Below are 26,139 nucleotides of genomic sequence, written 5' to 3'. Positions count from 1 at the left end.
GCGACGCAGTCTAGACAACTTGTTGGACTTTCCAAGCGCGCACTTGGTAAAACCAAGCAACACAGTTCGACAGAGGAGAAGCGGCGCATGGAGTTCCGGCAGTCGAGCAAACTCAGCGAGGTCTGTTACGAGATCCGCGGCCCGGTCATCGAGCAGGCCAACGCGCTGGAGGAGGCGGGTCACAGCGTGCTGCGCCTGAACACCGGCAATCCGGCACTCTTCGGGTTCGAGGCTCCCGAGGAGATCCTCCAGGACATGATCCGGATGCTGCCGCAGGCCCACGGCTACACCGACTCGCGCGGCATCCTCTCCGCCCGCCGCGCGGTCGCCCAGCGCTACCAGACCCTCGGTCTGGAGGTCGGCGTCGACGACGTCTTCCTCGGCAACGGCGTCTCGGAACTGGTGTCGATGGCCGTCCAGGCGCTCATCGAGGACGGCGACGAGATCCTGATCCCGGCCCCGGACTTCCCGCTCTGGACGGCGGTGACGACCCTCGCGGGCGGCAAGGCGGTCCACTACCTGTGCGACGAGCAGGCCGACTGGTACCCCGACCTCGACGACATGGCGTCGAAGATCACCGACCGGACGAAGGCGGTCGTGATCATCAACCCGAACAACCCCACCGGCGCGGTCTACCCCAGGGAGATCGTCGAGGGCATCCTCGACCTCGCCCGGCGGCACGGCCTCATGGTCTTCGCCGACGAGATCTACGACCAGATCCTCTACGACGACGCCGTGCACCACTCGGCCGCCGCCCTCGCCCCCGACCTGGTGGTCCTCACCTTCTGCGGCCTGTCCAAGACCTACCGCGTGGCGGGTTTCCGATCCGGCTGGCTGGTGGTCACCGGACCGCGGCAGCACGCGAAGGACTACCTGGAGGGCCTCACCATGCTGGCCTCCATGCGGCTGTGCGCCAACGCGCCCGCCCAGTACGCCATCCAGGCCGCGCTCGGCGGCCGGCAGTCCATCCGCGAGCTGACCACCCCGGGCGGCCGGCTGCTGGAGCAGCGGGACGTGGCCTGGGAGAAGCTCAACGACATCCCCGGCGTGACGTGTGTGAAGCCCAAGGGCGCCCTGTACGCGTTCCCGCGTCTCGACCCCAAGGTGCACAGGATCCACGACGACGAGAAGTTCGTCCTGGACCTGCTGCTGCGGGAGAAGATCCAGGTGGTCCAGGGCACGGGTTTCAACTGGCCGGCCCCCGATCACTTCCGCATCCTGACCCTGCCGCAGGCGGACGACCTGGAGGCCGCGATCGGCCGGATCGGCCGGTTCCTCGGCGGGTACCGCCAGTAGGCCCCGCCGAGCGATTCCCGGATCGCACGGGGACGGCCGGAAAGGGTCTTTGAGCCGGATGGAGGCAGAGCGCAGGGCGTGAGCGCCGCGCGGAGGGGAACGTCGTCTTCGGTCCCTTTCCAGGCGAGGACGGAGACGAGTGATGGCGACCACGCGGGGTGAAGCCCGGGCCGACACCGCACGACCGGCGGACATCCGGTTGCCGGGCATCGTGCTCGGCGTGGGGATGGGCGGGTTCGTCGACGGCATCCTGCTGCACCAGTTGCTGCAGTGGCACCACATGCTCTCCAGCACCAACCAGGACCGCATCGGGGTGAAGTACTACAACCCCCACACCGTCTCCGGCCTGGAGATGAACACCCTGTGGGACGGCGCCTTCCACACCGTGTGCTGGCTCTCGGTCCTCCTGGGGCTGGCCCTGCTGTACTCGCGGGTCACCCACGACCGGCTGCGGGTGTGGACCTCCCGCGTGCTGTGGGGCTGGATGCTCGTCGGCTGGGGCCTGTTCAACCTCGTGGAAGGTGTCGTGGACCACCACGTCCTCGGCATCCACCACGTCCACGCCGGGGAGGGCCAGGTGTGGTGGGACATCGGCTTCCTCGTCCTGGGCGCCCTGCTGGTCGCCGGCGGCCACCTGCTCCAGCTCAGCGGCCGGGCCTTCGCCCCCGGTGCATCCGCCGACCGCCGTGCGGGCCGGCCGGGCTGATGGGCCACCACCTGCCCGAGCACGGGCACGACGCGGGCAGCGGCGCCCCGGACTGGCTGCCGCCGGCGCTCGTGCTGCTCGCCGCCGCCGTTGGCTACCTGCTGCTCGTCCGCCGGGCGCACCACCGCAATCCGGCCCTCGGCTGGAGCCGGTGGCGGACCGGCTTCTTCCTGGGCGGGATCCTCCTGCTCGGCGTCGCGCTGCTGCCGCCCGTGGCCCCCTTCGCCCACGAGGACTTCCGCGGGCACATGGCCCAGCACCTCCTCATCGGCATGTACGCGCCGCTCGCACTGGTCCTGGCCGCCCCCGTCACGCTCCTGCTGCGCACCCTGCCCCCGCCCCGTGGCCGACGGCTGACCGCGGTGCTGCACAGTCTCCCCGCCCGCGTGATCGCCCACCCGGCGCCCGCGCTGGTGCTCTCCACGGGCAGCCTCGTGGTGCTGTACTTCACCCCGCTGTACAACGCGACCACGACCAGTCCGGCCGCGCACTGGCTGCTGCACGCGCACTTCCTGCTCTCCGGATGCCTGTTCGCCTATGCCATCGCCGGACCCGACCCGGCCCCCAGCAGGCCGGGGGCCCGGGCCAGGCTGGTCTACCTCGGCGTCGCGATCGCGGCGCACGCCGTGATCTCCCAGGTGATGTACGGCGGCTTCTGGGTCGACATCCACGCGCCGGTCGACCAGGTGCAGGGCGGCGCGGAGGTCATGTACTACGGCGGCGACCTGGCCGAGTTGCTGCTGGCCGCCGCGCTGGTCGCCACGTGGCGGCCCGAGCCCCGGTGCGCGACGGGCCGTGGTGCCCGGCGGGGAGTCGTCCCGGCCCGGAGTGTCAGTGGCGGGTCGTAGCCTTCGAGCAGGTGGGGCGTTGTGCCCCGGGGGCTGTCCGAAGCCGGAGAGGAGTGCGCCGTGACCCGACCGCCGACCGCCGCGCAGCGGCGTGTCATCGACGCCGCCGACCCGGTGACCGGGCGGCTGAGGGGCACGGAGTCGCAGCTGACGGCGCTGGTGAAGCGGGGGCTGGCCTTCCGGCACCCGCGGCCGCCGCACGATCACTTCCTGACGCCGGAGGGCCACCGGGTACGGCAGGGGATCACACCGGTCCCCGAGCCCGCCGGGCCGGGAGAGGCTCCCGCGCCGACGGGCGTCTTCGCCGCACGCGTCGGCGGCGAGGAAGCCGCTGCGGATGCCGGGCCCGCCCGGCGCCGTGAGGTGCACAGTGCCTGGCAGGGGCTGCTGGAGCTGCGCCGGATGACCAACCCGGGCGGGGGCACGGACCGGCCGTGCGGCTGGGAGCGTACGCATCTGGTGCGGGCCGCCGCGCTGGCTCTGGAGGCGGCCGGGCACGCTCCGGCGGGGCCGGAGGGCGGGGGCTATCGGGTACGGGAGACCCCGCAGCCGGAGGCCGTCGCCGTGCACGAGCCGGACGGCGCGGCGCTGCGGGCCTGCGCGGCCACCCTGGAAGGGGCGGGCTGGCAGGTGAGCGAGCACCGTGAGCCGCGCACCGGGAACCGGTATCTCCTGGCTTCACCGCGCCGGGCGTGATGAGCATGCCAAGATCGGTGGGTCGTTGCGCAGTGCACGAGAGCCCGAAGGGGAAGCCGTGAGCGAGCCGTTTTCCGTCCCTGTGACCGTCCGCGGATACGAGACGGACGTCCAAGGACACCTCAACCAGGCGGTCTACCTGAACTACGCGGAGCACGCCCGCTGGTCGCTGCTCCACGCCGCCGGGATCAGCCAGTCCGCCCTCATCGGCAGCGGCGTGGGCCCGGTCGCCCTGGAGACGACCATCCGCTACCTGCGGGAGCTCCTCGCGGGCGACGAGGTGGAGGTGACGTGCGCCTTCCAGTGGGGCGACGGCAAGACGTTCCGGATCGAGCAGACCGTGGTGAAGGCCGACGGGACGGTGGCCGCCGAGATCTCGGCGGTCGGCGGGATCCTGGACCTCGAAAGGCGCAAACTGGTCGCCGATCCCGCGGCGGTGTTCCGGAAGCTGGCGTCGGACCCGGGCATGTTCGGGCTCCCCTAGTGCTGTGCGCCGGGTCCCGGGCGGTGCCGTGGCCCGGGTCCCCGGCGGGCGGTGGCGCGGCGCGGGTGGGTCAGCGCATGCCGCGCTCCTCCAGCGCCGTCCTGAGGCTGCGCAGGGCGTAGTAGACGCGGGACTTCACCGTGCCCTGCGGGACGCCCAGGGCGATGGCCGCCTGCTGGGTGGTGCGGTCGGCGAAGAAGGTGGCCTCCAGGGCCGCGCGGTGTGCGGGGGTCAGTGCCCGGAGGGCGTCGTGCAGGACGATGGACGACAGCATGCGTTCGATCTCGTCGGCGTCGCTGCCCAGTTCGGTCAGCCAGCTCGCGCCGCCTATCTCCGGCGGGCGGGCCGTCTTCGTACGGTGTGCGTCGATCACGATGTTGCGGGCGATGCGGAACATCCAGGGCCGCACGGCCATTCCCTCGCCGTCGGCCAGCGTCTGCTTGTTCCAGCAGCGCAGCAGCGTCTCCTGGAGAACGTCCTCCGCGCGGTGGGTGTCCCCGCCCAGCATGCGCAGCACGTACGCGTAGAGGGCCGGCCCGTGCTCCAGGTAGAGGTTCCTCAGCGCCCGTTCCTCGGGCGACACCGCGCTCGCCGACCCGATCACCGTCACGTTCATGGTGTGCTCCTGCTCCTTGGCGTGGCCCGTCCAGCCGTGCCGACTGGAACCGGGGCCTCCGGTGGAACGGAGTGTGGTCAGGGCAGTTCCACGTTCGTTTGACGCTCGATCGACGGCTCGTACATCGCCTGTCCGCCCGAACGACGCCCACCCCGGTCACACGCAGGACGACAGCGCCTCCACGTGGGCACGCACCCGGTGGGCCAGGTGTTCGTCCGCCGGCGAGAGGCGGCCGCCACCGCGCAGCCTGCCCCACATGTGCAGCAGTTCCCGGCCGTGGATCTCCGCCGCCCGGTCGTCCTCCAGCCGTTGCCACGCGGCCGCCGCCCGCGCCACCGCCGCCGGTGCCTGTGGGGCGCCCGCGCCGCACAGGATGCGGGCCACCGACAGGGCCAGCACCGTGGCCTCCCGGTGGTCCTCGCGCAGGTACGCCAGGTACGCCTCTATGGCCCGGGCCTCCAGGGCGTCCGGGTGCTCCGTACCCGCCGTGCGCGTCAGCTCCTCGCGCAGGGCGGTCACCTCGGCGGACGCCTCCTCCAGTCGGCCCCTCCTCGCCAGTGCGTTGATGTGCGCCACCCGGTCCGCGAGTTCCCGCGGGAGGGGCCGGGAGGGCGGCGGGGGCGGGGCGGGGGCCGCCGACGGGACGGGTGCGGGCGGTGCGGTCGCGGCGGCGCGGGCCCGCGCGACGGCCGTGGCGACGGCCGACGCGGGTGCGGGTGCAGGAGCGGCCGACACGGGAGCGACGGCCGACGCGGCAGGACCCGGCGGGGGCGGTTCTTGGGCGTGGTCGGCCGACTCTGCCCGCTCCGTCGGGTCGACGAGGCGGCTGGAGCCGTCGGGTGCCACCTGGAGGACGAAATGCGCCCCTCCGGGGCCCTCGTCGACCGTGGCCTCGACCGCGGCGGCGCGCTCCTGCGCGTACTGCTGCAGACGGTCCAGCACGGCCTCGTGCACGGACCGGCCCTGCCCGACGGCCAGGAGCTCTCCGTTGATCTCGGCGAGTCCCTCACCCGGGATGCGCACGGCGAAGTGGGTCATGACTGCGAGTCCTCCTGATACTCAAGCGCCGGAAGTGGCGGACGCGGACGGGGAGTCCGTGGGGCCGGGGCCCGTTCCGAGGGTGACGCCCGGGGTGACGCCCGGGGTGGCACCGGGGGGCGGCGCCGCCACACCCGCGTACTTGGCGAACTGGGCGCGGATGGCGAGGACGTAGCCCTGCGCCTCGTTCGTCTGCGGCACCCCCCTGGCCGCGCGTACGGCGTCCATCCCCACGTGGTAGCCGGCCAGGGCGAGGTCCAGGACGCTGCCGGTGGCCTCGTTCGCCTCGATCATCCGCCGGGCCTCCTCGGCGAGGTCGCACAGGTAGCGGCCCTGCGCCATGATCGAGTCCTCGGCGTCGAGCGCCGACGTCTCGTCGTTGCCGTCGTCGTCCTCGCCGTGCTTCTCGAAGACCGCCGGCGGCAGCTGGGAGATGCCGGTCTCGCCGTTCTCGCCGACCAGTTCCGCGTTGAAGCCGGACTCCCGCTCGATCTGCGAGGCGATGACGACCGGGCCGATCTCCTCACACAGGCCACCGGCCTCCTCGATCGGGTCCGCCACATCCTCCGGCACCGTCGAGGTGTCCAGCTCGCCCTTGCCGTCGCCGTTGAAGACGGCGATCACCTCGTCCGCGTCGTCCGCACCGGCGGAACCGTCTCCGCCTCCGCCCGAGAACAGCAGGATCAGCGCGATGAGCGGGGCCAGCAGGACCCCGAACCCTCCGATGATGATGATCACGACCAGGGCGCCGAGCAGCGCGAGCGGCGACAGCAGACAGCCGCAGCCGGTGCCGGCGGCGATGGTGTTCCGGACGGCGGTGGAGGTTCCGCCCTCCCCGCTCTCTCCCGTGCCCGCGCTCATGCGTGCCCGCCTTCTTCCTCTTCCCTTGAACCGCGACGGCTGGACGGCCCGTTGTGCTGTCGACGGGCTCGGGAGATCGAAACGGGCCCCGGCGCAATTCAGTTCAAACCCGTGGACATCAGATGAGCCAGAGCAGCCGCATCGCGAGCGGAGAAGGAGGGCTGACCGCACATGGGCACTCCTGAGACGACGCCGTCGAACCCGCACTCATGGGTCCGAGGGCCGAAGACCGGACGGCCGGCGGCCCCCGGCGGTGGCACCCCCGGTGGCGGTACCCGCGGTAGGGGCACCCCACCGAGCGCGGGGAAGGACCCGGCCCCGGCGACGAACCGTGCCCCCGCGACGCCCCCGGGCCCCGCGCGCACACCCGGCCCCCCGGGGACGCCCCGCCCGGGCCCCGCGTCCGGCCCCGGCCCCGCTCCGGCGGCCCGCCGGGGCTCGGCCGTCCCCCGCAAGGCCTCCCCGCCCGCCGGCGGCGAGGCTCCCTGGGACGAGCCGGGGCGGCGTACGCCGGTGCGCGGGACGTCGCGGGACGGGATCGGGTGGGTCAAGGCCCACGGCGGGGCCGGCGCCACCTCGCTCGCCGAGGCGCTCGGCGGGGCCGACGTGGGGGCCCGCTGGCCGGAGCCCGCGCGGGGCGAACCGCGCCGGATCGTGCTGGTCGGCCGGACGAGTGCCCGCGGACTGCGCGCCGTGTCCCGGGCGTTGGGCGCGCTGGAGGACGGCAAGGCTCCGCAGGGGCTCGAGCTGCTGGCCGTCGTCCTCGTCGCCGACGCCCCCGGGCGGCTCCCGCTCGGCCTGCTGCGCCGCATCCGGGTCGTCCGCTCGGTCGCCCCCGTGCGGCGGGTGCCGTGGATCCCGGCCTGGCGCGTGGGCGGGCAGCCCACGCACCTCCCCCGGCAACTCAGCGCGCTGGCCGACCTGGTGGGCGCCGACGGCGAAAGAACCGCATCATGACCTTCCCCCTCCTGAGCCTCGCCCTCCCCCCGGGCGGACCGCTCGCCGCCTACAACCCGACCCCCGACGCGGCCGCCATCCTCGGTGTTCTCGCCTGGTGCGCCTCGGCCGCGGGAGTCGCCGGCCTGCTCATCGTCGGCATGCAGATGGCGATCCAGCTGCGCCGCGGCGAACCGGGCGAGGGCGGCGCGTACTTCCGCGGCTTCTTCTTCGTCACCCTGGCCTGCCTGCTCGCCACGACGGCCGGCCCGATCGTCGCGTTCCTCGGCGATCTGTCCCTCCACTGAGGACCACGCACTTCCTCGGCACCACGCACCTCACCCGCTCCCCGCGCCCGCCGGGCGCCGACCACCCGGAGATCCCATGTCCCTGCTCCACGAAGCCACCCACCTGCTCGCCGCCGGTGTGCCCCAGCCGCAGAGCAACGCCCCCGGCGAACTCACCAGCAAGGTCAACACCGTGCTCGGCATAGCCGCCTGGGCCGGCACCGCCGCCGGTGTCGCCGGGGTGCTGATCACCGGCACGATGATGGCCATCTCGCTCAAGCGCGGTGAGAGTTCCGAGCACATGAGCCGTCTGGGCATGGTGCTCGGCGGCTGTGTCCTGGTCGCCACCGCGGGTCCGCTGGTCGGCTTCGTCTTCAACTGAGCCGGCGACGGGACGATCGAGATGTTCACGCGCAGGGAGTACCGGGAGCCACGCCGACGCCGGTCCGATCCGTCGGAGCCGTACTGGAGGCAACGCGGCTGGCAGGTGTCGGCGGCGTTCCTCGGCGTCGTCGTCCTGCTGAGCGGGATCGTCGCCCTGACGGCCGGCCGGGGCAGCGCCGACGACCGCACGGGCGCCCCGCCCTCGAAGGGGCCGCTGTCCGGCTCCCCGGCCATGCGGGACGGCCGGCCAGACGGGTGCCGCACCGACGACGGCCGCGGCGACGTCATGCCCACGGCCCCGCCCGGCGACGTCGACTGGCGCCCCCTCGGCGTCACGCGTGTGCCCGTCTCGGCGTCGGCCGGCCCGACCCTGACCCAGGGGCCCGTGTGGTGGTGCTTCGCGCACACGCCGGCCGGGGCCGTGCTGGCCGCCCACATCATTCCCTCGCACATGAGCGGGGCCGACTGGCGGACCGTCGCGCAGGAGCAGGTCGTTCCCGGCCGGGGCCGGGACCTGTTCGTGTTCAAGCGCTCCACGGTCCGGGACGACGCCCCGGGCGGCGGGCGGGGCACCGGCTCCGGCTCCCGCCCGGACGCCGGGTCCGGCAGCTCGTCCGTCGCTTCCTACGCCGGCTTCTCGGTGCCCGCGTACTCCGGCGGGGCGGCGACCGTGGAGCTGCTGCTCAAGACCGCTCAGGGATACGCCACCACCTCGGTCTCCCTGCGCTGGAGCGGCGGCGACTGGAAGGTCCAGCCCTCCGACAACGGCGCCCTGCACACGCCGGTGAAGGCGGTCCAGGGCACGAACGGCCATCTGCTCTGGGGGGTTTGACATGGCGTGCCCGACCGGTAATCCCATCGTCGACATCGCGGTCGGATTCTTCAGCTTCCTCGGCGACCCCATCGGGACCATCGTCGAGGGGGTGGCCAACGCCGTACTCGCGGGCGCCATCGCGGTGTTCGGGGCGCTGACCACCGGCATTCCGACCCTCTCGGGGACCACCACCGCGCAGGACATCAACAGCCAGACCCAGTGGATCGTGGTCTACCTGGCGGTCGGCTCGCTGCTGTTCGCTTCCGCCCGGATGGCGATCGAGCGGCGCGGCGCGGCCGGTACGACCGCCCTGAAGGGCATCCTGCGGGTCGTGCTCGTCTCGGGTGCCGCGACCACCGTGGTCACGGCCGCCGCCGCCCTCTCGGACGACTACTCCACCTACCTGTTCAACGCGGGCGCCGAGAAGCAGCTGAGCGCCGTGGGGGCCTGCTCCGACGGCAACGGCATCGAGGCCTTCCTGCTGCTGGTCCTGGCGTTCCTGCTGCTGATCGCCGGGATCATCCACACGATCCTGCTCTACATCCGCCTCGGCGTCATGATCCTTCTGCTGGGCACCCTTCCGCTGGCCGCCGCCGCCTCCATGACGGACTGGGGCGGCGGCTGGTGGCGCAAGCACCTCGGCTGGATGATCGCCTGGCTGTTGTACAAACCGGCGGCCGGTCTGGTGCTGTACGCGGGCTCGGCCATGATCAGCTCGGGGCAGAACGGCGGCAGCGACATCAACGAACGCATCGCCGGTATCGGCGTGATGCTGCTGTCCGCCGTCGCCCTGCCCGCCCTGCTGAAGCTCGTCGTGCCCGCCACCGCCGCTCTCGGCGGGGCGTCCGCGATGTCCGGTGCGATGTCCACGGTCGGCGGGTCCCTCGCCTCCGGCGCCCGTTCGCTCGGCAGCGCCGGCGGCGGGGGCGGCGGGCAGAGCGGTCCGCGAGGCGCGTCGGGGGCGTCCGGTGCGGGCGGCTCACAGGGCACGTCCGGTACCGGCGGCATGTCCGGCCCGTCCGCTACCGGCGGCGCGGGACAGCCCGGTGCCTCGGGCGCCGGAGCGGGCGGCGGCGCCGGCGGGGGCGGGGCGGCCGCCGGCGCGGGCCGGGCCGCCGCGGCGGCGGGCGGCCCGGTCGGTGTCGCCGTCGGGGCGGCGGTGACCGCGGCTCAGATCGTCGGCCGCACCGCCTCCGGCTCCCTGGAGGGCGCCGATCCCGACAAGGGGCACAACACCTGACCCCCGCGGCCCGGACGGGCCCGGCGTTCTCGCCGGGCGCCCCTCCCGCCGCACCCCGAACGGCCGCCGGGCTCCCGATCCCCCCGCGGAGCCCGGCGGTCTCCGCCCTCCGCCTCCCGCCCGGTCACCCCACCACCCCACGAAGGGAAAACGGACCCCCATGTCCACGGAAGCCGCCACCCACCCGACCTACGGGAACTGGCGCCGCCCCCGGCGTCCCGGGCTCGGCCCGCTCGGGCTCGTCGGCACCTTCGGTGTCTTCGGCGGGCTCGTTCTCACGCTGCTCGCGTCACTGATCTCGCTGTACGCGGCGGTGGCCGTGTTCACCCCCATCGCGGTGCTCCTGGTCCCGCTCGCCATCCGCACCCAGGACGGCCGCAACGTCTACCAGCTGATGGCCCTGCGCGTCGGCTGGCGGCGGCGCCGGGCCAAGGGGGCGCACCTGTACGTCTCCGGGCCGCTCTCCGCCCGGCCCGGCGGCCGGTTCCGCCCGCCGGGCCTGCTCAACAAGGTCACCGCGACCGAGGGCCGGGACGCCTACGACCGTCCCTTCGGCGTGCTGCACCACCCCAACCGCAACCTCTACACGATCGTGCTGGGCTGCGACCCCGACGGCGGTGCGCTCGTCGACCCCGACCAGGTCGACGTCTGGGTCGCGCTGTGGGGCGAGTGGCTGGCCCGGCTGGCCCACGAGCCCGGCCTGCGCGGCGCGTCGGTGATCGTGGAGACCGCCCCCGACCCCGGCACCCGGCTGGCCCACGAAGTGCTGCCCCGTATCCGGGACGACGCGCCGGCCGCGGCCCGGGCCGTGATGGAGGAGGTCGTCGAGCGCTACCCCACCGCGTCCTCCGAGATGCACACGTACGTCAGCCTCACCTACGGCGTCCCCGCGAACCAGCGGCGGAAGAAGGAAGACGTGATCACCGACCTCGCCATCCGCATTCCCGGCCTGCTCAGCGGTCTGGTGGCGGCCGGCGGCGGAGCGGCCTACCCGCTGTCGGCGGAACGGATCGCGGAGGTCGTGCGGGTGGCCTACGACCCGGCGGTCGCCGCCGATGTCCTCGACGCCCGGGCCCGGCACGGCGGCACGGGTCTGGAGTGGGACGACGCCGGTCCCGCCGCCGCCGTCGAGACCGTGGGCAGCTACCAGCACGACTCGGGGGTGTCCCGGACCTGGCTGATGACGCTGGCGCCGCGCGGCACCGTCCGGTCCTCGGTGCTCCGGGGCATGCTGGAGGCGGCGCCCGGCACGCGGCGCAAGCGCGTCGCGCTGGTGTACCGGCCGATCGACCCGGCCACCTCCGCCAGGATCGTCGAGGCGGACCGGCGCAGCGCCCAGTTCATGGCGACGTCGGGCCGGGGCATGGTGCAGGCCCGGGCGGCCTCGGAGATGCGGGCAGCGGAGCAGACCGCGGCCGAGGAGGCGTCGGGCGCGGGGCTCGTGGAGTTCTCGCTGATGCTGACGGTCACCGCCGACACCATGGAGCAACTGGCCGACGCGAGTGTCACCGTGCGCAACCTGACCGCCGCTTCGCGGGTGCTGATGCGGCCGGCGGACCGGATGCAGGCGGCGGCGTTCAGCTGCACGCTGCCCGCCGGGATCCTCCCGTGGGAGCAGACCCTGATCCCGCACGAACTGCAGGAGGCGCTGTGAGCCGCCGGGCGGAGAAACGGGCCGAACAGGCTGACCGGCTGGCCGAGTTGCGGGCGCGCGAGGAACTGGGGGTGCTGCGTGCCGGAGCGGGTGCAGCGCGGCCGGGAAAGTCCGGGCGGGCCAAGGGGTCAGGCGAGGACGGCGGCGGGCGGAGCGGTGGCCGGAAGGGCCGGAAAGACCGGAAGGAGAGCGGTTCCCGGCCGCGCGAGCTCTTCGTGCCGCCGCGTGGCTGGTACGGGCCCGGGGGCGGGCGGGTCGGCTATCTGGACCCGCCGACCATGTGGCGGGCCACGACCGTGCAGGCGTGCGGCATGTGGCCGTTCGCGGCCGGTTCCGGCTCTCCCATGACGGGCGTGCCGCTGGGACAGCACCTGTTCACCGGTGCCACGGTCTGCGGCGACCCGCTGAACTGGTTCACCCGGGCCCGCTACATCTCCAATCCGTCGCTGTTCATGCTCGGCATGCCGGGTCTGGGCAAGTCCACGCTGGTCAACCGCATGCTGATCGGACTGTCCGCGACCGGGGTCGTCCCGCTGGTCCTCGGCGACCTCAAGCCCGACTACGCCGACACGGTCCGTGCCCTCGGCGGCCAGGTGATCTCCATCGGCCGCGGCCGGGGCGGCATCAACGTCCTCGACCCGGGCGCCATGGGCGCGGCGGCGGCGCGGATCGGCGGCGAGGCGGGCGAGGTGCTGAAGGCCGAGACGCACGGCCGGGTGCTGAACATGGTGGCCGCGCTGATCACCATCGTGCGCGGCCGGCCGATGGACGACCACGAGCAGTCGGTGCTCTCCGCCGTTCTGCACCACCTGCGCGAACGCACCCCACCGGGCCGTACCGTCCTGCTGCCGGACGTGCTCAGGGTGCTCGCCGAGGGCCCCGACCGGGTGCGCGCGGTCACCCTGGACCGCGGGGACGACGCCCGCTACCGGGACGCCGTCGACCCGCTGCACCGCTCCCTGTTGGGCATCCTCGACGGTCCGCTGGGCGACACCTTCGCGTCCGAGACCTCCACGCGCATCGACCCGGCCGCCCCCGCGGTGTGCATCGACATCTCCGGCATCGGTGAGGCCGACACCCAGCTGACCGCCGCCGCGATGCTCGCCGCCTGGTCCGACGGGCTCGGCACGGTGGCCGCCTCGCACGCGCTCGCGGACGCCGGACTGGAGCCGCGGCGGTGGTTCTTCACGGTGCTCGACGAGTTGTGGCGCCCGCTGCGCGCCGCCTCCGGCATCGTCGACCGCATCGACGCGCTGACGCGGCTGAACCGTTCCCTCGGCCTGGGCGACGCCAAGATCACGCACACGCTCAAGGACGCCGAGGCCCTCGGCACCGACGCCGACCGGGCCAAGGCCCGCGGGTTCGTCGAGCGGGCGGGGATGGTGGTGTGCGCGGGGCTGCCGAAGGCGGAGATGGAGGACCTCGGCAAGGTGGTGGGTCTGTCCCGGCGCGAGATCGAACTCGTGTCGTCGTGGTCCTCGCCGCCCGGCTGGGGAGTCACCGGGGAGCACGAGGAGCCACCCGGCCGGGGCCGGTTCCTGATCAAGGTCGGCGGGCGCCCCGGCATCCCGATCAAGGTCGCCATCACCGACGCCGAACGCCGGCTGCACAACACCAACACCCGGTGGACACCGAACGAGAACGCCGTCGAGCGGGCGGTCGAGCAGGAACTCGCCCATACCGCCGCGCGGGTGGCACGGGCCGCTCAGGAAGGGGCGTACGCCATGCCGGGCGTGCCCGGCGGCCCGGTGGCCGGGAGCGACGTGGGGAGGTGGACCGCGTGAAAGCCCCGGGCACCGGTTCCGCGCACGAGCAGCTGCCGTGGGCGATCGTGGCGCTCGCCGGCACCGGGCTGGTCATGTTCACCGTCGCCTGGTCCGGCGGGACCCTCGGGTCCGGACTGACCGGCAACGGCTGGGAGGGCCCCCCGTTCGCCCTGTCCACCGTTGAGCGGCTGGTCTACGCCGGACCCGGCGGCCTGTGGCCCGGGACCCCGGCCGCGGCACTCTACGGGTGCATGCTCGGTCTGCTGGCGCTCGTCACCCTGCCCGTCGCCCTCCTGGTGCGCTTCCTGCTGGGCCGGGCCGGCCGCACCGAGGGCCTGGCCGGGCGGCGCGAACTCGCCGCGATGTGCCCCAAGGGCATCGAGGCCCGCGCCCGCGACCTGCGCCCCACCCTGGAGGGCCGCGACCGGCTGCACCCGGACGAGACGGGCAACCTGCTGGGCGACCTCATGCCGAACGGGCCCGAGCTGCGCAGCAGTTACGAGGACGTGGAGCTGGACCTGATGGCGCCCCGGGCCGGCAAGTCCACCGGCATCGCAGTACCCCGGGTACTGCGTGCCCAGGGCGCGGTCCTGCTCACCTCCAACAAGTCCGACGTGTACGCCGTCACCCGCGCCGAACGCGAGAGGGCCGGAACGGTCTGGACGTTCGACCCGCAGGGCATCGCCCACACCCCACGGGCCATGTGGTGGAACCTGCTCGGCGAGTGCCACACCATCGAGGGATCCCGCCGCATGGCCGGTCACTTCGTGGCGTCCGTCAACGACGACACGGCGAAGAAGGACTTCTGGATCTCGGCCGCCCAGAACACCTTGACGGCTCTCTTCCTGGCCGCGGCCCGCAGCGGCACCCCCCTGCCCGAACTGCTCGGCTGGCTCGCCGACCCCGCCGATCGCACCCCGGTCGACCTGCTGCGCGACGCCGGACTCGTCGCGATGGCCGAGCAGTTGCAGGGGACCGTCCGCGGTGCCGTCGAGACCCGGGACGGCATCTACGAGACCGCCCGCCAGACGGTGTCCTGTCTGCTGGACCCGGAGATCCTCGCCTGGGTCTCGCCCGATCCCCGGCTCCCGGAGTTCCGCCCCGACCGGCACGTCCTCGGCCGGGACACGCTCTACCTGCTGTCGAAGGACGGCGGTGGTTCCGCGGCCGGTGTCATCGCCGGGCTCGCCGACGCCACGATGCGGGCCGGTGTGGTGGCCGCCGAACGCATGGGCGGCCGGCTCGATCCGCCGCTGACCGCGGTCCTCGACGAGGCCGCCAACGTCTGCCGCATCTCCGATCTGCCCGACCTGTACTCGCACTTCGGCTCCCGCGGCATCAACGTCGTCACCCTGCTGCAGAGTTACCGCCAGGGCGCCCGGGTGTGGGGCGAGGTCGGCATGGACGCGCTGTGGAGCGCGGCGACGGTCAAGCTCCTCGGCGCGGGTCTGGACGACGCCGACTTCGTGCAGAAGGTGTCCACGCTCGTCGGCCAGCACGACGTCCGCACCCCCACCGTCTCGCGCGGCAAGGAGGGCACGTCACGGTCGTACTCCTACCGCCAGGAGGCCGTCCTGCCGCCGGACCGCATCCGTGCCCTGCCCAAGGGCACGGCGCTGCTGCTGGCCACCGGCGTCAAGCCCGCGCTGATCCGGCTGCGGCCCTGGTACAAGGAGCCCGGCGCGGCGGCGATCTCGGCGGCGGCGAAGGCGGAGACGGCGGCCATCACGGAGCGCGCCGCGCGCCGTCTTCCGGCGGGACCGCGCACTGTTCGCGGTCTGCCCGGGCCGCAGGCGGTGCCGCTGTCCAAGCAGGTGCCGTGACCCTCCGCCGGAAGGCCCCGGGGCGCAGTCCCCGTGTGACGGCACGCAGGAGGTACTCGGCCGGCCCATGGCGCACCAGCGCCGACAGCCGGGCGCCGAGCACCAGCTGGACGGCGTAGAGCAGGACGCACCCGGCCAGGACCGCGACCGTACCGGCCCGGTCGTGCAGGCCCAGCCCGTATCCGGAGAACACCCAGGCGAGGACGAGTGACTGGGTGAGGTAGTGGCTGAGCGCCATGCGCCCGGCGGCGGCGAGCACACCGGCCGCCCCCGGGGCGCGGTTCCCGGCCCACCGCAGCAGCAGGAGCAGACCGCAGGTGTACGACGCGGCGAGCGCCGGGGCGGTCAGGACGGTTGCCGCCTGCCCGACCAGGAACCAGCGGCTGTCGAGCGGCCCGCACGCACAGCAGGCGGCGGCCACGCCACCGGCGAGGCCCGGCGGCAGCCATCGCAGGGCGGTCCGCCGCAGCCACTCACGGTCCCGGCCGCGCCGCTCGGCCAGCCGGGACTTCGCCGCCGCCAGCCCGCCCAGGAACGCGGCAAGCATGGCGGGCGCGTACAGCAGATCGGTGCCGATCGCGGTCGGCAGGTCGCCCAGGTGGGTGCCGAGCACCGAGGCGGCGTCGCCCCGGTAGGCGGCGACCCGCTCGGCGGCCCCGGGCGCGTCCGCGGTGGCGGTGACCGGCTCGGTGAGGGCGACGGTCAGCAGCCCGTACCCGAGCAGCAGCGCCGAGAGGAGCAGCAGCAGGGCGGCGGCGACCCGCAGCGCGGCCCGGACGGAGAGCCCGCGCAGCCCGTACAGCACCAGGGCGAGGACGGCGTACGTCGTCAGGACGTCCCCGGGGTACAGCAGGACCGCGTGTGCCGCGCCCAGGACGAACAGGCCTGCCGTGCGCCGCAGATGGCGGGGTGCGAAGGCGGTACCGGCCCGGCGCGCGGACCGGGTCTGGAGGACGAAGCTGTAGCCGAAGAGGAAGGAGAGCAGGACGTAGAACTTGGCGGTGACCAGCGCGGTCACCAGCCACGCGGCGACCCGGTCCGGGGCCGGCGCCCCCGGCCCGCCCCCGAAGACCGTGTACGGGCCCGCCACGAGCAGGGCGTTGACCACGAGGACGCCGAACAGGGCGAACCCGCGCAGCACGTCCAGTTCGCCGACCCGCGGAGCACCCGCCGGGCTCACCCGGCCGTCACGACCCCGGTGCCGAACGCCACGGTGGCGGACAGGAACCAGCCGAACGACGGCGCCAGCAGGTGTCGGGACGTCCACACTCTGGCCTTGGTGGGGTGCTCGCGCGCGTACACGACCGGCACGCTGCCGCCGACCGGGGGCACTCCGCAGAACGGCCCGAACGGTCCCGGATCGAGAACGAGTTCCCTTCCCAGGTGGTCGGAGAACACGACCAGCCCGCCGCGCCGCCCGTCGGTCGCCGCGCGTGCCGTCACCCGCCCCGTCACCCGCCGGCCGCGCGCCCACAGGGCGGCGGCTGTCGCCAGCGCCCGGACCGCGGCCAGCAGGCATCCGAGGCCGAGCCCCGTACACAGCGCGAGCAGCACCACCTGTGCGTTCACATCAACCCCTTCGCCCGACGCCCCGAGGGCACAACGGGCGGCGGGGCCGCCCCGGTTCACCCCGTCCTTGAACCTCCGCAGGGCGCGGGTCCGTTGTGCCGGTGCCCAGATGACCACGAAGGAGCCATGGAGGAGCCACGAACCGCATGAGACAGATCCCGGGCGCGCACGGCCGCCGGACGGCGGCCGTCGTCACGCTGGCCCTGGCCCTGACGGCGACGCTCCACCAGCCCGCCGGTGCCGAACCGCAGTCCCTCCCGGAAGTGCGCGCCGAACTCGACCGCCTCTATCACCAGGCCGAGGTCGCCACCGAGAAGTACAACGCGCTGGAAGGCAAGGTCACCCGGCAGGAGAAGCGCCTCGGCACGCTCCGGACCCAAGTGACCTCGGCCGAGCGTAAGTTGAGCCGTCTGACCGGACTGGCCGGGGCTGCGGCCCGCTCCCAGTACCGCGGTGGCGCTGTCCCCGCCGAGGTGCAGTTCGCCCTCGCCGGCGACCCCGAGCGCGCCCTGGACAACGCGTCGTTGGCCCGTCAGGCGCAGCTGGCCACGAATCGGAGGATCAAGGCCCTGGCCCTGGCGGAGGAGGAGCTGCGCACCCGCGGCGACGAAGCGGCCGACGAGCTGAAGCGGTTGCGCGAGAACCGCGGTTCCCTGGGCTCCCACCGCAGGACGATCCGGACCCGGATCGACGCGGCGCGGCGCGTGGAGTCGCGGCTGGAACAGAGGCAGCGCCGCGAACTGGCCGCCCTCGAACGCAGGACGGCCGACGAGGCCCAGGCGGAGTGGGTGCGGTCGGGCGTCCTCGACAGCGCGGGCACCGAGGGCAGCACCGCGGGCCGCGAGGCCGTGGCCTTCGCCACCAGGGAGCTCGGCAAGCCGTACGTCTGGGGCGCCGAGGGCCCCGACTCCTACGACTGCTCCGGTCTCACTTCACAGGCCTGGCTGGCGGCGGGCGTGGTCATCCCGCGCACCTCCCAGGAGCAGTGGCGCCTGCTGCACCGCGTCCCGGTGACGAAGATGCGCCCCGGTGACCTGATCATCTACAACGCCGACGCCAGTCACGTCTCCCTCTACATCGGCGACGGCCGGATGATCCACGCCCCTCGCCCGGGGCGCCAGGTGACGGTGGCGCCGGCCGGGTCGATGGAGATCCTCGGGGTGGTGCGGCCCGACGCCTGAGCGTGCGGCGGGGCGGGCCCGCGACAAGGACCCGCCCCGCTTCACACGGTGTTGCTATCGGGCTCCACCTCCACCGCCGGCCCTGCGGCGGCCCCCCTGCCCGTGGCTGTGCGACGAGGAGTGCGACGGCGCGGAGGGCCGCTGGGGCGCCGAGCCGCCACGCGACTGGCCGGGCTGCTGGTACTGCTGCTGCTGCGCGAGGTACGACCCGACCTGCTGGTTGTATTGCGGCAGCGTCGGACCGTAGGCGTCCGTGGGCATCTGCTGCGGCCCGGGCTGCCGGGACGGGTCGTGCATGGGCTGGGGAGCCGCCACGGTCACCGCCGTCCCGACGGCCTGTGCCATGGCGCCGAAGCCCTGCATGCCCGGGTGGTTCATGCCGGCCCCGGCACCGTAGACGGCACCTCCGACGGTCGCGACCGTGGACCCCGCGATCCTGGTGTAGGAGGGGGCGGGCTGGGGCGTCGTGGGGTTGGTCGCGACGTTGCGCGCGTAGTAGAGCTGCCGGGCGACCTCGGCCGCGTTGGCGGCCGCCGTCGCACCGACCGCGCCACCGTAGCCCTGCAAGGAGGCATTGGGGTCGGACCCGTATTGCGTCCCGAGCATGGCGGCGCCCTGCCCCGCCAGGGGAGCCGCCGCGAGGGTGGCGTTGGCGGCACGCGTCCAGCCGTTGTCCCCCGTCTGCGAGGCAGTCGGCGCCTGCGAGGACGGCGCGTACGAGTACTGAGAGGACTGGGAGTACTGGGAGTACTGGGACTGGGAGTATTGCGACTGGGACTGGCGCGAACTGCTCGAGGTGCTGGGCGGGTAGGGCCCGGAGCCGTCGCTTTCCGGGCTGGTGGTGCGCTCCCGTTCGGCGGAACCGCCGCTCTGCCGACTTCGTGCCGTCCGGAAGCTGTCGTCCGAGTGGTTTCCTGACATGTGAGGCGCTCACTTCCTGCGAGATCGTCACGTGCGACTCCGTCGCGGAGTCGCTGGCACAACGGAAGCGGGACGGCAGGGGTTCAGAGCGGATGAACCCCGCGTGCCGCGCGTGCGTTGTGGTCCCGTGCCAGGACGAGACCAGACCCCGCACCGAGGAACGTTTTCATGAGCAGTCCCGAGTCCGACTCCCGGGAGCCCGCCCCGCCGGGACCGCCCCCGCTCCCCGCACCGTCGTTCATCCTCTATTTCCAGGGCCCCCAGTACGTCGACGCACTGCGGCAGCTGACCCTGTGGGCCCACAACGTGCTGCTGCCCGTCTACGGCCGGGAGGTCACCTCCTCCGCGCCCTGGTGCTCGCGCTGGTGGGAGCACCCCGAGGCGGTCGCGCAGCTCCACGGACTGTGGCTGGCGTGGATGGAGCTGACCGGCCCCGGGTCCGGCCCGAGCGGGCCCGCCAACTGGCACCGTGACTACCTGCTGCCGGTGATGGCGTCCCTTCGGGACCCCTCGGGCCCCTTCGCCGGTTGCAAGCCCGGCGCCCATCGGGGGAAGGAGACTCCCCCTGTCGATCTCCTCGACCCGTTCGGCCCGCCGCCGGCCGCGGCGTGACACCGTCCGGCGCCCGTCCACAGGCCCACCGCCCCCACCACCCCTCAGAAGAGAGGACGGACATGACGTACCTCGCCCCCGCGGGAGGCGCGGCCCATGCGTAGACCGCCCATCCGCAGCCGCGTCTCGTTCCTGCTCGCGCTGCTCCTGGTCGTCGCCGGTGTCACCGGCACCGCGCTGCTGATCCAGAGCCAGCGCCCGGACGGTGTGAGCATCGCGGGCACACCGGCCGCCGGTGCCGGCTCCCCCGAGCACACCGTCACCTTCCGCAACACGACGGACCACCGCATCTGGATCGGCAGCACGGTCAACGCCGACGGGTCGGCCGCGCTCACCGGGCTGCCCACGCTGGACCCGGGCCAGTCGGCCACCGTCACGATCCCCGAGCAGTCCGGCGCCGGGCACTGGCGCGGCAAGTTCTTCGCCCGCGAGGGATGCACCGGCGAGGAGGGGAGCACGTTCCACTGCGCCGTCGGCGACTGCGGCCCTTACGCCGACCGGTGCTCGACCGGTGAACAGCCCACCGGACTGGCGGAGTTCAACTTCGACCCGAAGGACGGCCAGGCGCCCTGGTACAACGTCAGCTACGTCAACGCCGTGGCCGGGCCGATCACCATCACGCCGGACGGCGTGACGCCGCCCGAGTCGGGCGAGTGCGCGCCGGCCGGGTGTGCCACGGATCTGCTCGCCGTCTGCCCGACGGACAACCTGGTCGAGGACGAGGCCACCGGCCGTCCGCTGGTGTGCGTCAACCCGAACCGGGACGCGAAGACGCCCTACAGTGACGCGCTGGCCGCGAAGTGCCCGACCGCGTACAGCTGGTCCAAGCACGACACCGAGCAGGGCAACCAGGTCGTGTACCAGTGCCGCGCGTGCACGGGCCTGACCGTCACCTTCCACGGCAGCGGCGACGACGCCGCCGCACCCGGCCCCGCTGCCACCGGGCGGCCCGGCAGCGACGGCGCCCCAAAGGCCTCCGGCAAGGGCGTCGCCCTGAACCCCGTGGCGGGCGCCTCACAGGCCCTGGCCGACTCGGGTTCCTCCTGGTACTACAACTGGGCCTCGTCGGCCGACGGCGTCACGGGCACCGCGGGCGCCGAGTACGTTCCGATGATCTGGGGGCCGGGCTCGGTCACCGACGCCGAACTGGGGCAGGCCGCCCGCGAGGGGAAAGCGCTCCTGGGCTTCAACGAGCCGGACCATCCGGACCAGGCCGGCATGTCCCCCGAACAGGCCCTCGACCTGTGGCCCCGGCTGGAGTCCACCGGTCTGCGTCTGGGCGCACCCGCGGTCGCCTCCGGCGCGGACGTGGCGGGCGGCTGGCTGGACCGGTTCATGAGCGGGGCCGAACAGCGTGGCCTGCGGGTCGACTTCATCCCCCTGCACTGGTACGGCGCCGACTTCGGCCCCGGCGCCACCGACCAGCTGCGCGGCTATCTGCAGGCCGTCCACGACCGCTACGAGAAGCCGGTCTGGCTCACGGAGTACGCCCTGACCGACTTCTCCCGGGGCGCCCCGCGCTACCCGAGCGAGCAGGAGCAGACCGACTTCGTCCGGTCCTCCACCGAGATGCTGAACGGGCTGGACTTCGTCGAGCGGTACGCGTGGTTCGCGCTGTCGAAGGAGACCAGTCCGACGGGTCTCTACGACGGGGCGGTGCCCAACGCGAGCGGGCGGCTCTACCGCGAGGTGCGCTGAGGCGCCGCCTGCCGGTGAGGGCGGCTCGCGGGCGTTGAACCGCCCTCACCCCCGCACGCGTTGTGCGGGTGCCCGCCGGCGCATCGCCGGCGGGCCTCACGAACGAAGGAGAGCCATGTCAGGCGATCCGTCTCGGCCCAGTCTCCCGGGTACGCGCGCCGGCCGGAGCGACCGGCAGGCGGTCGAGCCGCTCACGGACCTGCTCGGCGTCCGGATGGTCGAACTCCGCGAAGATCGCGAGGGCGTGCCGCCAGCTCTCGCGGGCCGCCTCGGTCTCTCCGCCATCGAGGTGGACGTCCCCGAGGTGCCCCAGAGTGTGGCCCTCGCCCCAGCGGTTGCCGATGTCCCGGTGCGTCGCGAGCGCCCGACGGTAGTGGTCGACGGACTCACCGTGGCGGCCGAGCCGGTGGTGGATCGTGCCGAGGATGTCGAGGGTGACGCCCTCGACCCAGCGGTTGCCGCCCGCCCGCAGGACGACCAGCGCCTGCTGCAGGCAGTCGAGGGCCTCGTCGTAGCGCCCCATCCGCTGGTAGGCGTCGCCCAGATTGCACAGGGCGATGCCCTCGCCCCAGACGCTGCCCACGATGCGGTCGAGGGCCAGTCCGCGGCGGGCGTACTCGACGGCCTCGCGGAGCCGTCCCGCGTGCAGGTAGGCGTCGCCGAGATTCGCGATCACCGATGCCCAGGTCGCCCTGTCCCCGAGTTCCCGGCTCAGCACCAGCGCCTGCCGGAGGTGCTCGACGGCCTCATCGAACCGGCCCCCGTTGCGCAGCGCGGCGGCCGCGTCGCACAGGCCCTGGGTCTCTCCCTCCCGGTCCCCGGCGTCGCGGGCGGCGGCCAGCCCCGTGCGCGCCGCGTCCAGCCAGTCGTGCACGTGGCTGCGGAGGTAGAAGAACCCCCACAGGACGGCGGGCAGGCGCCACGCGATGCCCGTCTGCCCGGCCTGGGCGGCCTGGTGCACCGCGACGATCAGGTTGGACCGTTCGGTCTCGCACCAGTCCAGGGCCCGTTCGTGCGTCGTGAACTCCAGCGGCCGGCAGTCCTGCGGCGGCGGCTCCAGCGGGATGCGGCGGCGGTTGGGGGTGATGTGCGGGTAGGCCGCGTCGGCGGTGTGCAGGTACCAGGTCAGCAACCGCCCAAGGGCCAGGTCCCGTTCCTGCCGGGTCTCCTCGGCGCGGACGCGTTCGGCGGCGTACACGCGCAGCAGGTCGTGCAGGGTGTAGCGCCCCGGGAAGTGCTCGGTGAGCAGGTGGGCACGGGTCAGTTCGGCGAGGGGCCTGCGCGCCTCACGCGGGGGAAGACCGGCGAGAGCGGCCGCCGCGGGCGCGGAGATGTCCGGCCCCGCGTGCAGGCCCAACAGCCGGAACAGGCGCGCGGCCGGGGCGGACACCGCCTTGTAGGACCAGGAGAAGACGGCCCGTACGTCGGTGGTGATGTCGTCGCCACCGGCGAAGGCGTCCAGGCTGCCGTGGCTGTCGTTCACCTCGTCGGCGATGGCGCTGAGCGGGAATCCGGGGTGGGCGCGGGCGTGCGCGGCGACGATGGCGAGGGCCAGCGGCAGGCGGCCGCACCGCGTGATGATCTCGTCCGCGGCCTGCGGCTCCGCGGCCAGCCGGTCGGTGCCCAGGCGCAGGGCCAGCAGGTCGTGCGCCTCGGCCGGGGTCAGCTGGTCAAGCGTCAGGGGGTGCGCCCCCTCGCCGGCGACCAGGCCGGTGAGCCGGTTGCGGCTGGTGACGATGACCAGGCAGCCCGGGGAGCCGGGCAGCAGCGGACGCACCTGTTCGGCGTCGAGGGCGTTGTCGAGCAGGATCAGCACCCTGCGGCGCGCGAGCAGGCTGCGGTACAGCGCGACCTGCGCGTCGAGACCGGCAGGTATGCGCATCGGCGGGACCCCGAACGCGTCGAGGAAGCCGCGCACGGCTTCCTCGGGGGTCACCGCGGAGCCGGTCGGGTCGAAGCCGCGCAGATTGATGTAGAGCTGCCCGCCGGGGAAGCGGTCGGCGATCCGGTGGGCCCAGTGCACGGCCAGGGTCGACTTGCCGATGCCGCCCATGCCGCCGATCGCGCTGATCACCACGGCCGACGGGGGGCTGCCGTCCGAGGGCAACAGGTCTCCGATGCGGTCGAGTTCGTTGCTGCGTCCGGCGAACGTGGGCAGGTCCGCGGGCAGTTGTGCGGGGCAGGCCGGCTGGAACCGGGGTTCGTGCGGGTCGGCCGGGCCGGGCCGGTCCGCACTGTCCGGCGCCGCGGCGCCGGTGGCCGCGGCCGGTACGGACGGCCGGGCCCCCTCGGGCGCCGCCGGGGCCGGATTCCTCGTCCGGTGCGGCATGAGGGCCGGGTCGGCGGCCAGGATGCGGTCGTGCAGCTCCTGGAGCGACACCCCGGGCTCGACGCCCAGTTCCGTCACCAGGGCGTCACGTGTCCCGCGGTACGCGGCCAGTGCCTCGGCCTGCCGTCCCGACCGGTAGAGGGCGAGCATGAGCAGTCGGCACAGCTCCTCCCGCAGGGGGTGACCGGCGGTGAGCGGGAGCAGTTCGGCGATCACCTCGTGGTGGCGTCCGAGGGCGAGGTCGGCGTCCAGCCGCGCCTCCAGCGCGGTGAGCCACTCCTCGTCCAGCCAGGAGCACACCGTCTCGGCCAGCGGGCCCGGGAGTCCGGTCAGGGCGGCGCCGCGCCAGCCGTCGAGCGCGGCGCGCAGCAGGTCCGCGGCGCTGGAGACGTCGCCCGCGGCGCGCGCCTTCTTCGCCTCCCCGACCCGGCGCTGGAACACGGCGAGGTCGAGGCCGTCGTCCGGCACGCGCAGCAGGTAACCGTCACCGACGGAGACGAGCACCCGGGGCTGCTGCGCCGGGCCGCGGCCGGGCTCCAGCACCTTGCGCAGGCGCGACACATAGGTCCGCAGGACGGACACGGCGGCGGCGGGCGGCTCCTCCCCCCAGACGGCGTCGACGAGTTCGTCGAGCGACAGGGGGCGCCCGCGGCGTAAGAGCAGTGCCGCCAGCACCACTCTCTGCTGCGGTGAGCCGAGGTCCAGTTCCCGTTCCCCGCGCCATGCCCGGACCGGTCCCAGCAGAGCGAAACGGAGGGTATTCACGTAGTCCACGTTCGGACTCTAGTGCGCACCCCCTCCGGCACGGCCACTTCAACGGAACATGCCGTTCCGTCACATGGCACCGCTGAAGTGCCTGTCATCCCCTTGTCGCCCGCGCGTTGAACCCTTTGCGGCCGGGGTCCGTTGCGGTACGCGGGCAACGCCGATACCGCCCCGGCCGCACGATCGGCCGGGCACGTCAGAGAGGAACGCCGATGAGCCCGGGACACGAGGAAGCGGACGAGCCGGTCACCGGAGGCGAACCGCTCGCGCACGAGGGGCCGTTCGAGCCGTCCCCGCCCGTCACGGTGGTCATCTCCGGTGACGGATCCGCCGCCGTCGACGGTGAACCGGTGCCGGTGGTGGAAGGGGCGACGGTCGACGCCGCGATCCTCGACCTGCTGCACGCCCGGGCGAGCGAGCGGGGCACCGCCGTCACGGCGGCGATCTCCGACCCCGCCGCGGGGTACGTGGCGCACGTCGAGGTCTTCCCGGACGGCTCCAGCTCGCTGCGGGAACAGCGGCGTGAGACTCCGGAACCGTCCCTCGCCGAGGACGCCGCCGAAGGGGAGGCCGACGGCACGGATCCCGCGCCGGCCGCGGGCAATGGAGGCGGCCCCGTCGACATCGACGAGGCGGCGTACGCGTTGCCCGAGCCGGAGGGAACGCCGGCCGCACGCCCCGTGCCGCCGGCCGCGCCCGCCCGCCGACCCGGCTCGCGCCAGTCGGACGACGAGTTCGAAGGCCCCGGACTGCTCGGCAGGCCCCTGGTGATCGGGCCGGTGGCACTCGGTGTGGCTGCCCTGGTCGTCGTACCGCTGGTGATCCTGGGCAGCGGGTCCGGCGACGGCGGGAACCGGGAGGAGACCGCCGCGCGTGCGGGCGGCTCGCCCTCGGCCGGGACCTCACCGCCCCTGAGGCCGTCCTCGCTCCCGATCCCGCCCCCGTCCGCCTCGGCGTACGCCTCTCCGTCGGCACCGGACAAGGACAAGGGCAAGGACGGGAGCAAGAAGAAGCCGAAGCCGGCGGACACTTCGGGGGCGAAGGGCGCGGGCCGGGTCACCGTCACCGTCACGGCCAGGCCTCCCGCGGCCACCACCACCGTCACCGCGAAGCCCCCGCAGGACACCGCGGCCAGTGCCGTGAAGCGGCTCGCCGCGAGCGACCCCTCCGGACGGCACATCTGCTACCGCGCGTACGTCTCCGGGCAGGGCTGGCAGAAGCCGGTGTGCGACGGCACGATCGCCGGCAGCTCGGGGCAGAACCGGCCGATCAAAGCCCTCAACATCGCGGTGCACGGCGTCGGCGGGTCGGCCGCCAACGCCTTCCGGCACGCGGCGAAGCCGGTCGACGGCCGCGGCACGTGGCAGCCGAGCTGGACGGCCGTCACCGGCGACGGCGAGAACTTCACCATCGGCGGCGCGAAGCGGAACGCCCCGAACATGCTGGGCTTCGCCATGAACGTCGGCAGCGGCGAGATCTGCAACACCGTCCGCCTGCGTGGGCACGACTGGGGCGGACGGGTGTGCAGCAAGCCCCGCCCCGACTTCACCTTCGGGGGCACCCTGGACAACGACGTCTGGCTGGAGGCCGTGAAGCTCACGGTGTGACACAGCGC

The 26,139-nt window shown here is 73.8% G+C and carries 24 protein-coding genes; 17 read left to right on the top strand and 7 right to left on the bottom strand.

Annotated features, from left to right (window positions below):
- The first annotated feature begins 87 nt into the window (after nt 1-87).
- From ACFY9S_RS19100 to ACFY9S_RS19080, 5 genes are all read left to right on the top strand, one after another.
- Entirely contained in the window at nt 88-1,296 is a 1,209-nt protein-coding gene (locus tag ACFY9S_RS19100) for an aminotransferase class I/II-fold pyridoxal phosphate-dependent enzyme (RefSeq protein WP_391129754.1), read from the top strand.
- 142 nt (nt 1,297-1,438) lie between these two features.
- Entirely contained in the window at nt 1,439-2,002 is a 564-nt protein-coding gene (locus ACFY9S_RS19095) for a DUF2243 domain-containing protein (RefSeq protein ID WP_391129751.1), read from the top strand.
- Nucleotides 2,002-2,850, top strand: coding sequence for a cytochrome c oxidase assembly protein (locus tag ACFY9S_RS19090; protein WP_391129748.1), 849 nt, complete (start codon nt 2,002-2,004; stop codon nt 2,848-2,850). The genes ACFY9S_RS19095 and ACFY9S_RS19090 overlap by 1 nt, the downstream gene beginning before the upstream one ends.
- 60 nt (nt 2,851-2,910) lie before the next feature.
- Nucleotides 2,911-3,546, top strand: a complete 636-nt coding sequence (locus ACFY9S_RS19085) for a hypothetical protein (RefSeq protein ID WP_391129746.1) — start codon at nt 2,911-2,913, stop codon at nt 3,544-3,546.
- A 58-nt stretch (nt 3,547-3,604) separates the two neighbouring features.
- Entirely contained in the window at nt 3,605-4,030 is a 426-nt protein-coding gene (locus ACFY9S_RS19080) for a thioesterase family protein (protein WP_391129743.1), read from the top strand.
- A 70-nt stretch (nt 4,031-4,100) separates the two neighbouring features.
- Here ACFY9S_RS19080 and ACFY9S_RS19075 read toward each other — a convergent pair whose 3' ends face one another.
- The 3 genes from ACFY9S_RS19075 to ACFY9S_RS19065 all read right to left on the bottom strand — a co-directional run bounded on the left by ACFY9S_RS19075 (nt 4,101) and on the right by ACFY9S_RS19065 (nt 6,545).
- Complete coding sequence (locus ACFY9S_RS19075) at nt 4,101-4,646, bottom strand: sigma-70 family RNA polymerase sigma factor (protein ID WP_391129740.1); 546 nt, start codon at nt 4,644-4,646, stop codon at nt 4,101-4,103.
- A 156-nt stretch (nt 4,647-4,802) separates the two neighbouring features.
- Nucleotides 4,803-5,684: a hypothetical protein gene (locus tag ACFY9S_RS19070; protein WP_391129737.1), complete on the bottom strand. Its 882-nt coding sequence runs from the start codon at nt 5,682-5,684 to the stop codon at nt 4,803-4,805.
- Nucleotides 5,685-5,705: 21 nt separating this feature from the next.
- Nucleotides 5,706-6,545: a transglycosylase SLT domain-containing protein gene (locus ACFY9S_RS19065; protein ID WP_391129734.1), complete on the bottom strand. Its 840-nt coding sequence runs from the start codon at nt 6,543-6,545 to the stop codon at nt 5,706-5,708.
- Between the two features lie 171 nt (nt 6,546-6,716).
- Between ACFY9S_RS19065 and ACFY9S_RS19060 the strand changes: the two genes are divergently transcribed.
- From ACFY9S_RS19060 to ACFY9S_RS19025, 8 genes are all read left to right on the top strand, one after another.
- The gene (locus ACFY9S_RS19060) at nt 6,717-7,502 is read left to right on the top strand and encodes a hypothetical protein (protein ID WP_391129731.1); all 786 of its coding nucleotides are present in this window, start codon (nt 6,717-6,719) and stop codon (nt 7,500-7,502) included.
- Entirely contained in the window at nt 7,499-7,789 is a 291-nt protein-coding gene (locus ACFY9S_RS19055) for a hypothetical protein (protein WP_391129728.1), read from the top strand. Before ACFY9S_RS19060 ends, ACFY9S_RS19055 begins: the two co-directional genes overlap by 4 nt.
- Before the next feature lie 76 nt (nt 7,790-7,865).
- The gene (locus tag ACFY9S_RS19050; RefSeq protein ID WP_031134229.1) at nt 7,866-8,150 is read left to right on the top strand and encodes a hypothetical protein; all 285 of its coding nucleotides are present in this window, start codon (nt 7,866-7,868) and stop codon (nt 8,148-8,150) included.
- 21 nt (nt 8,151-8,171) lie between these two features.
- Nucleotides 8,172-8,984, top strand: coding sequence for a hypothetical protein (locus ACFY9S_RS19045; protein WP_391129725.1), 813 nt, complete (start codon nt 8,172-8,174; stop codon nt 8,982-8,984).
- A gap of 1 nt (nt 8,985) precedes the next feature.
- Entirely contained in the window at nt 8,986-10,206 is a 1,221-nt protein-coding gene (locus ACFY9S_RS19040) for a hypothetical protein (RefSeq protein ID WP_391129722.1), read from the top strand.
- A 160-nt stretch (nt 10,207-10,366) separates the two neighbouring features.
- Nucleotides 10,367-11,860, top strand: a complete 1,494-nt coding sequence (locus ACFY9S_RS19035) for an SCO6880 family protein (protein ID WP_391129719.1) — start codon at nt 10,367-10,369, stop codon at nt 11,858-11,860.
- Nucleotides 11,857-13,644 carry an ATP/GTP-binding protein gene (locus tag ACFY9S_RS19030; RefSeq protein WP_391129716.1) on the top strand — a complete coding sequence of 596 codons (1,788 nt, stop codon included), beginning with the start codon at nt 11,857-11,859 and terminating at the stop codon, nt 13,642-13,644. Before ACFY9S_RS19035 ends, ACFY9S_RS19030 begins: the two co-directional genes overlap by 4 nt.
- Entirely contained in the window at nt 13,641-15,449 is a 1,809-nt protein-coding gene (locus tag ACFY9S_RS19025) for a TraM recognition domain-containing protein (RefSeq protein ID WP_391129713.1), read from the top strand. The genes ACFY9S_RS19030 and ACFY9S_RS19025 overlap by 4 nt, the downstream gene beginning before the upstream one ends.
- Here the strand turns inward: ACFY9S_RS19025 and ACFY9S_RS19020 are convergent.
- Both ACFY9S_RS19020 and ACFY9S_RS19015 read right to left on the bottom strand, forming a co-directional pair.
- On the bottom strand, nt 15,352-16,629 hold the full coding sequence (locus tag ACFY9S_RS19020; RefSeq protein WP_391129710.1) for a DUF418 domain-containing protein: 1,278 nt from the start codon (nt 16,627-16,629) through the stop codon (nt 15,352-15,354). The genes ACFY9S_RS19025 and ACFY9S_RS19020 overlap by 98 nt on opposite strands.
- Nucleotides 16,626-17,018 carry a hypothetical protein gene (locus tag ACFY9S_RS19015; protein ID WP_391129707.1) on the bottom strand — a complete coding sequence of 131 codons (393 nt, stop codon included), beginning with the start codon at nt 17,016-17,018 and terminating at the stop codon, nt 16,626-16,628. The genes ACFY9S_RS19020 and ACFY9S_RS19015 overlap by 4 nt, the downstream gene beginning before the upstream one ends.
- A gap of 146 nt (nt 17,019-17,164) precedes the next feature.
- On the opposite strand from ACFY9S_RS19015, the gene ACFY9S_RS19010 reads away from it, so the two are divergent.
- Complete coding sequence (locus ACFY9S_RS19010; RefSeq protein ID WP_391129704.1) at nt 17,165-18,199, top strand: NlpC/P60 family protein; 1,035 nt, start codon at nt 17,165-17,167, stop codon at nt 18,197-18,199.
- A gap of 54 nt (nt 18,200-18,253) precedes the next feature.
- Here ACFY9S_RS19010 and ACFY9S_RS19005 read toward each other — a convergent pair whose 3' ends face one another.
- Nucleotides 18,254-19,120, bottom strand: coding sequence for a hypothetical protein (locus ACFY9S_RS19005; protein WP_391129701.1), 867 nt, complete (start codon nt 19,118-19,120; stop codon nt 18,254-18,256).
- Between the two features lie 168 nt (nt 19,121-19,288).
- Between ACFY9S_RS19005 and ACFY9S_RS19000 the strand changes: the two genes are divergently transcribed.
- Nucleotides 19,289-19,732 (top strand): DUF4913 domain-containing protein, encoded by a 444-nt coding sequence (locus tag ACFY9S_RS19000; RefSeq protein WP_391129698.1) that lies wholly within the window; start codon nt 19,289-19,291, stop codon nt 19,730-19,732.
- A gap of 96 nt (nt 19,733-19,828) precedes the next feature.
- Entirely contained in the window at nt 19,829-21,430 is a 1,602-nt protein-coding gene (locus tag ACFY9S_RS18995; protein ID WP_391129695.1) for a glycosyl hydrolase, read from the top strand.
- 118 nt (nt 21,431-21,548) lie between these two features.
- Here the strand turns inward: ACFY9S_RS18995 and ACFY9S_RS18990 are convergent, their stop codons facing one another.
- The gene (locus ACFY9S_RS18990) at nt 21,549-24,533 is read right to left on the bottom strand and encodes a BTAD domain-containing putative transcriptional regulator (RefSeq protein ID WP_391129692.1); all 2,985 of its coding nucleotides are present in this window, start codon (nt 24,531-24,533) and stop codon (nt 21,549-21,551) included.
- A 203-nt stretch (nt 24,534-24,736) separates the two neighbouring features.
- On the opposite strand from ACFY9S_RS18990, the gene ACFY9S_RS18985 reads away from it, so the two are divergent.
- Nucleotides 24,737-26,131 (top strand): hypothetical protein, encoded by a 1,395-nt coding sequence (locus ACFY9S_RS18985; protein ID WP_391129689.1) that lies wholly within the window; start codon nt 24,737-24,739, stop codon nt 26,129-26,131.
- Nucleotides 26,132-26,139 lie beyond the last annotated feature (8 nt).

The sequence above is a fragment of the Streptomyces sp. NPDC012474 genome (assembly GCF_042955185.1).
GTDB classification, from domain to species: Bacteria; Actinomycetota; Actinomycetes; order Streptomycetales; family Streptomycetaceae; genus Streptomyces; species Streptomyces cahuitamycinicus.
This window is presented reverse-complemented; position numbering and strand designations above follow the sequence as displayed.

Excerpts from the sequence above, each read along its gene's own strand:
- ACFY9S_RS19100 (WP_391129754.1), top strand. The coding sequence starts at position 88 with ATGGAGTTCCGGCAGTCGAGCAAACTCAGCGAGGTCTGTTACGAGATC.
- ACFY9S_RS19095 (WP_391129751.1), top strand. The coding sequence starts at position 1,439 with ATGGCGACCACGCGGGGTGAAGCCCGGGCCGACACCGCACGACCGGCG.
- ACFY9S_RS19090 (WP_391129748.1), top strand. The coding sequence starts at position 2,002 with ATGGGCCACCACCTGCCCGAGCACGGGCACGACGCGGGCAGCGGCGCC.
- ACFY9S_RS19075 (WP_391129740.1), bottom strand. The coding sequence starts at position 4,646 with ATGAACGTGACGGTGATCGGGTCGGCGAGCGCGGTGTCGCCCGAGGAA.
- ACFY9S_RS19070 (WP_391129737.1), bottom strand. The coding sequence starts at position 5,684 with ATGACCCACTTCGCCGTGCGCATCCCGGGTGAGGGACTCGCCGAGATC.
- ACFY9S_RS19065 (WP_391129734.1), bottom strand. The coding sequence starts at position 6,545 with ATGAGCGCGGGCACGGGAGAGAGCGGGGAGGGCGGAACCTCCACCGCC.
- ACFY9S_RS19060 (WP_391129731.1), top strand. The coding sequence starts at position 6,717 with ATGGGCACTCCTGAGACGACGCCGTCGAACCCGCACTCATGGGTCCGA.
- ACFY9S_RS19055 (WP_391129728.1), top strand. The coding sequence starts at position 7,499 with ATGACCTTCCCCCTCCTGAGCCTCGCCCTCCCCCCGGGCGGACCGCTC.
- ACFY9S_RS19050 (WP_031134229.1), top strand. The coding sequence starts at position 7,866 with ATGTCCCTGCTCCACGAAGCCACCCACCTGCTCGCCGCCGGTGTGCCC.
- ACFY9S_RS19045 (WP_391129725.1), top strand. The coding sequence starts at position 8,172 with ATGTTCACGCGCAGGGAGTACCGGGAGCCACGCCGACGCCGGTCCGAT.
- ACFY9S_RS19040 (WP_391129722.1), top strand. The coding sequence starts at position 8,986 with ATGGCGTGCCCGACCGGTAATCCCATCGTCGACATCGCGGTCGGATTC.
- ACFY9S_RS19035 (WP_391129719.1), top strand. The coding sequence starts at position 10,367 with ATGTCCACGGAAGCCGCCACCCACCCGACCTACGGGAACTGGCGCCGC.
- ACFY9S_RS19010 (WP_391129704.1), top strand. The coding sequence starts at position 17,165 with ATGAGACAGATCCCGGGCGCGCACGGCCGCCGGACGGCGGCCGTCGTC.
- ACFY9S_RS19005 (WP_391129701.1), bottom strand. The coding sequence starts at position 19,120 with ATGTCAGGAAACCACTCGGACGACAGCTTCCGGACGGCACGAAGTCGG.
- ACFY9S_RS19000 (WP_391129698.1), top strand. The coding sequence starts at position 19,289 with ATGAGCAGTCCCGAGTCCGACTCCCGGGAGCCCGCCCCGCCGGGACCG.
- ACFY9S_RS18995 (WP_391129695.1), top strand. The coding sequence starts at position 19,829 with ATGCGTAGACCGCCCATCCGCAGCCGCGTCTCGTTCCTGCTCGCGCTG.
- ACFY9S_RS18985 (WP_391129689.1), top strand. The coding sequence starts at position 24,737 with ATGAGCCCGGGACACGAGGAAGCGGACGAGCCGGTCACCGGAGGCGAA.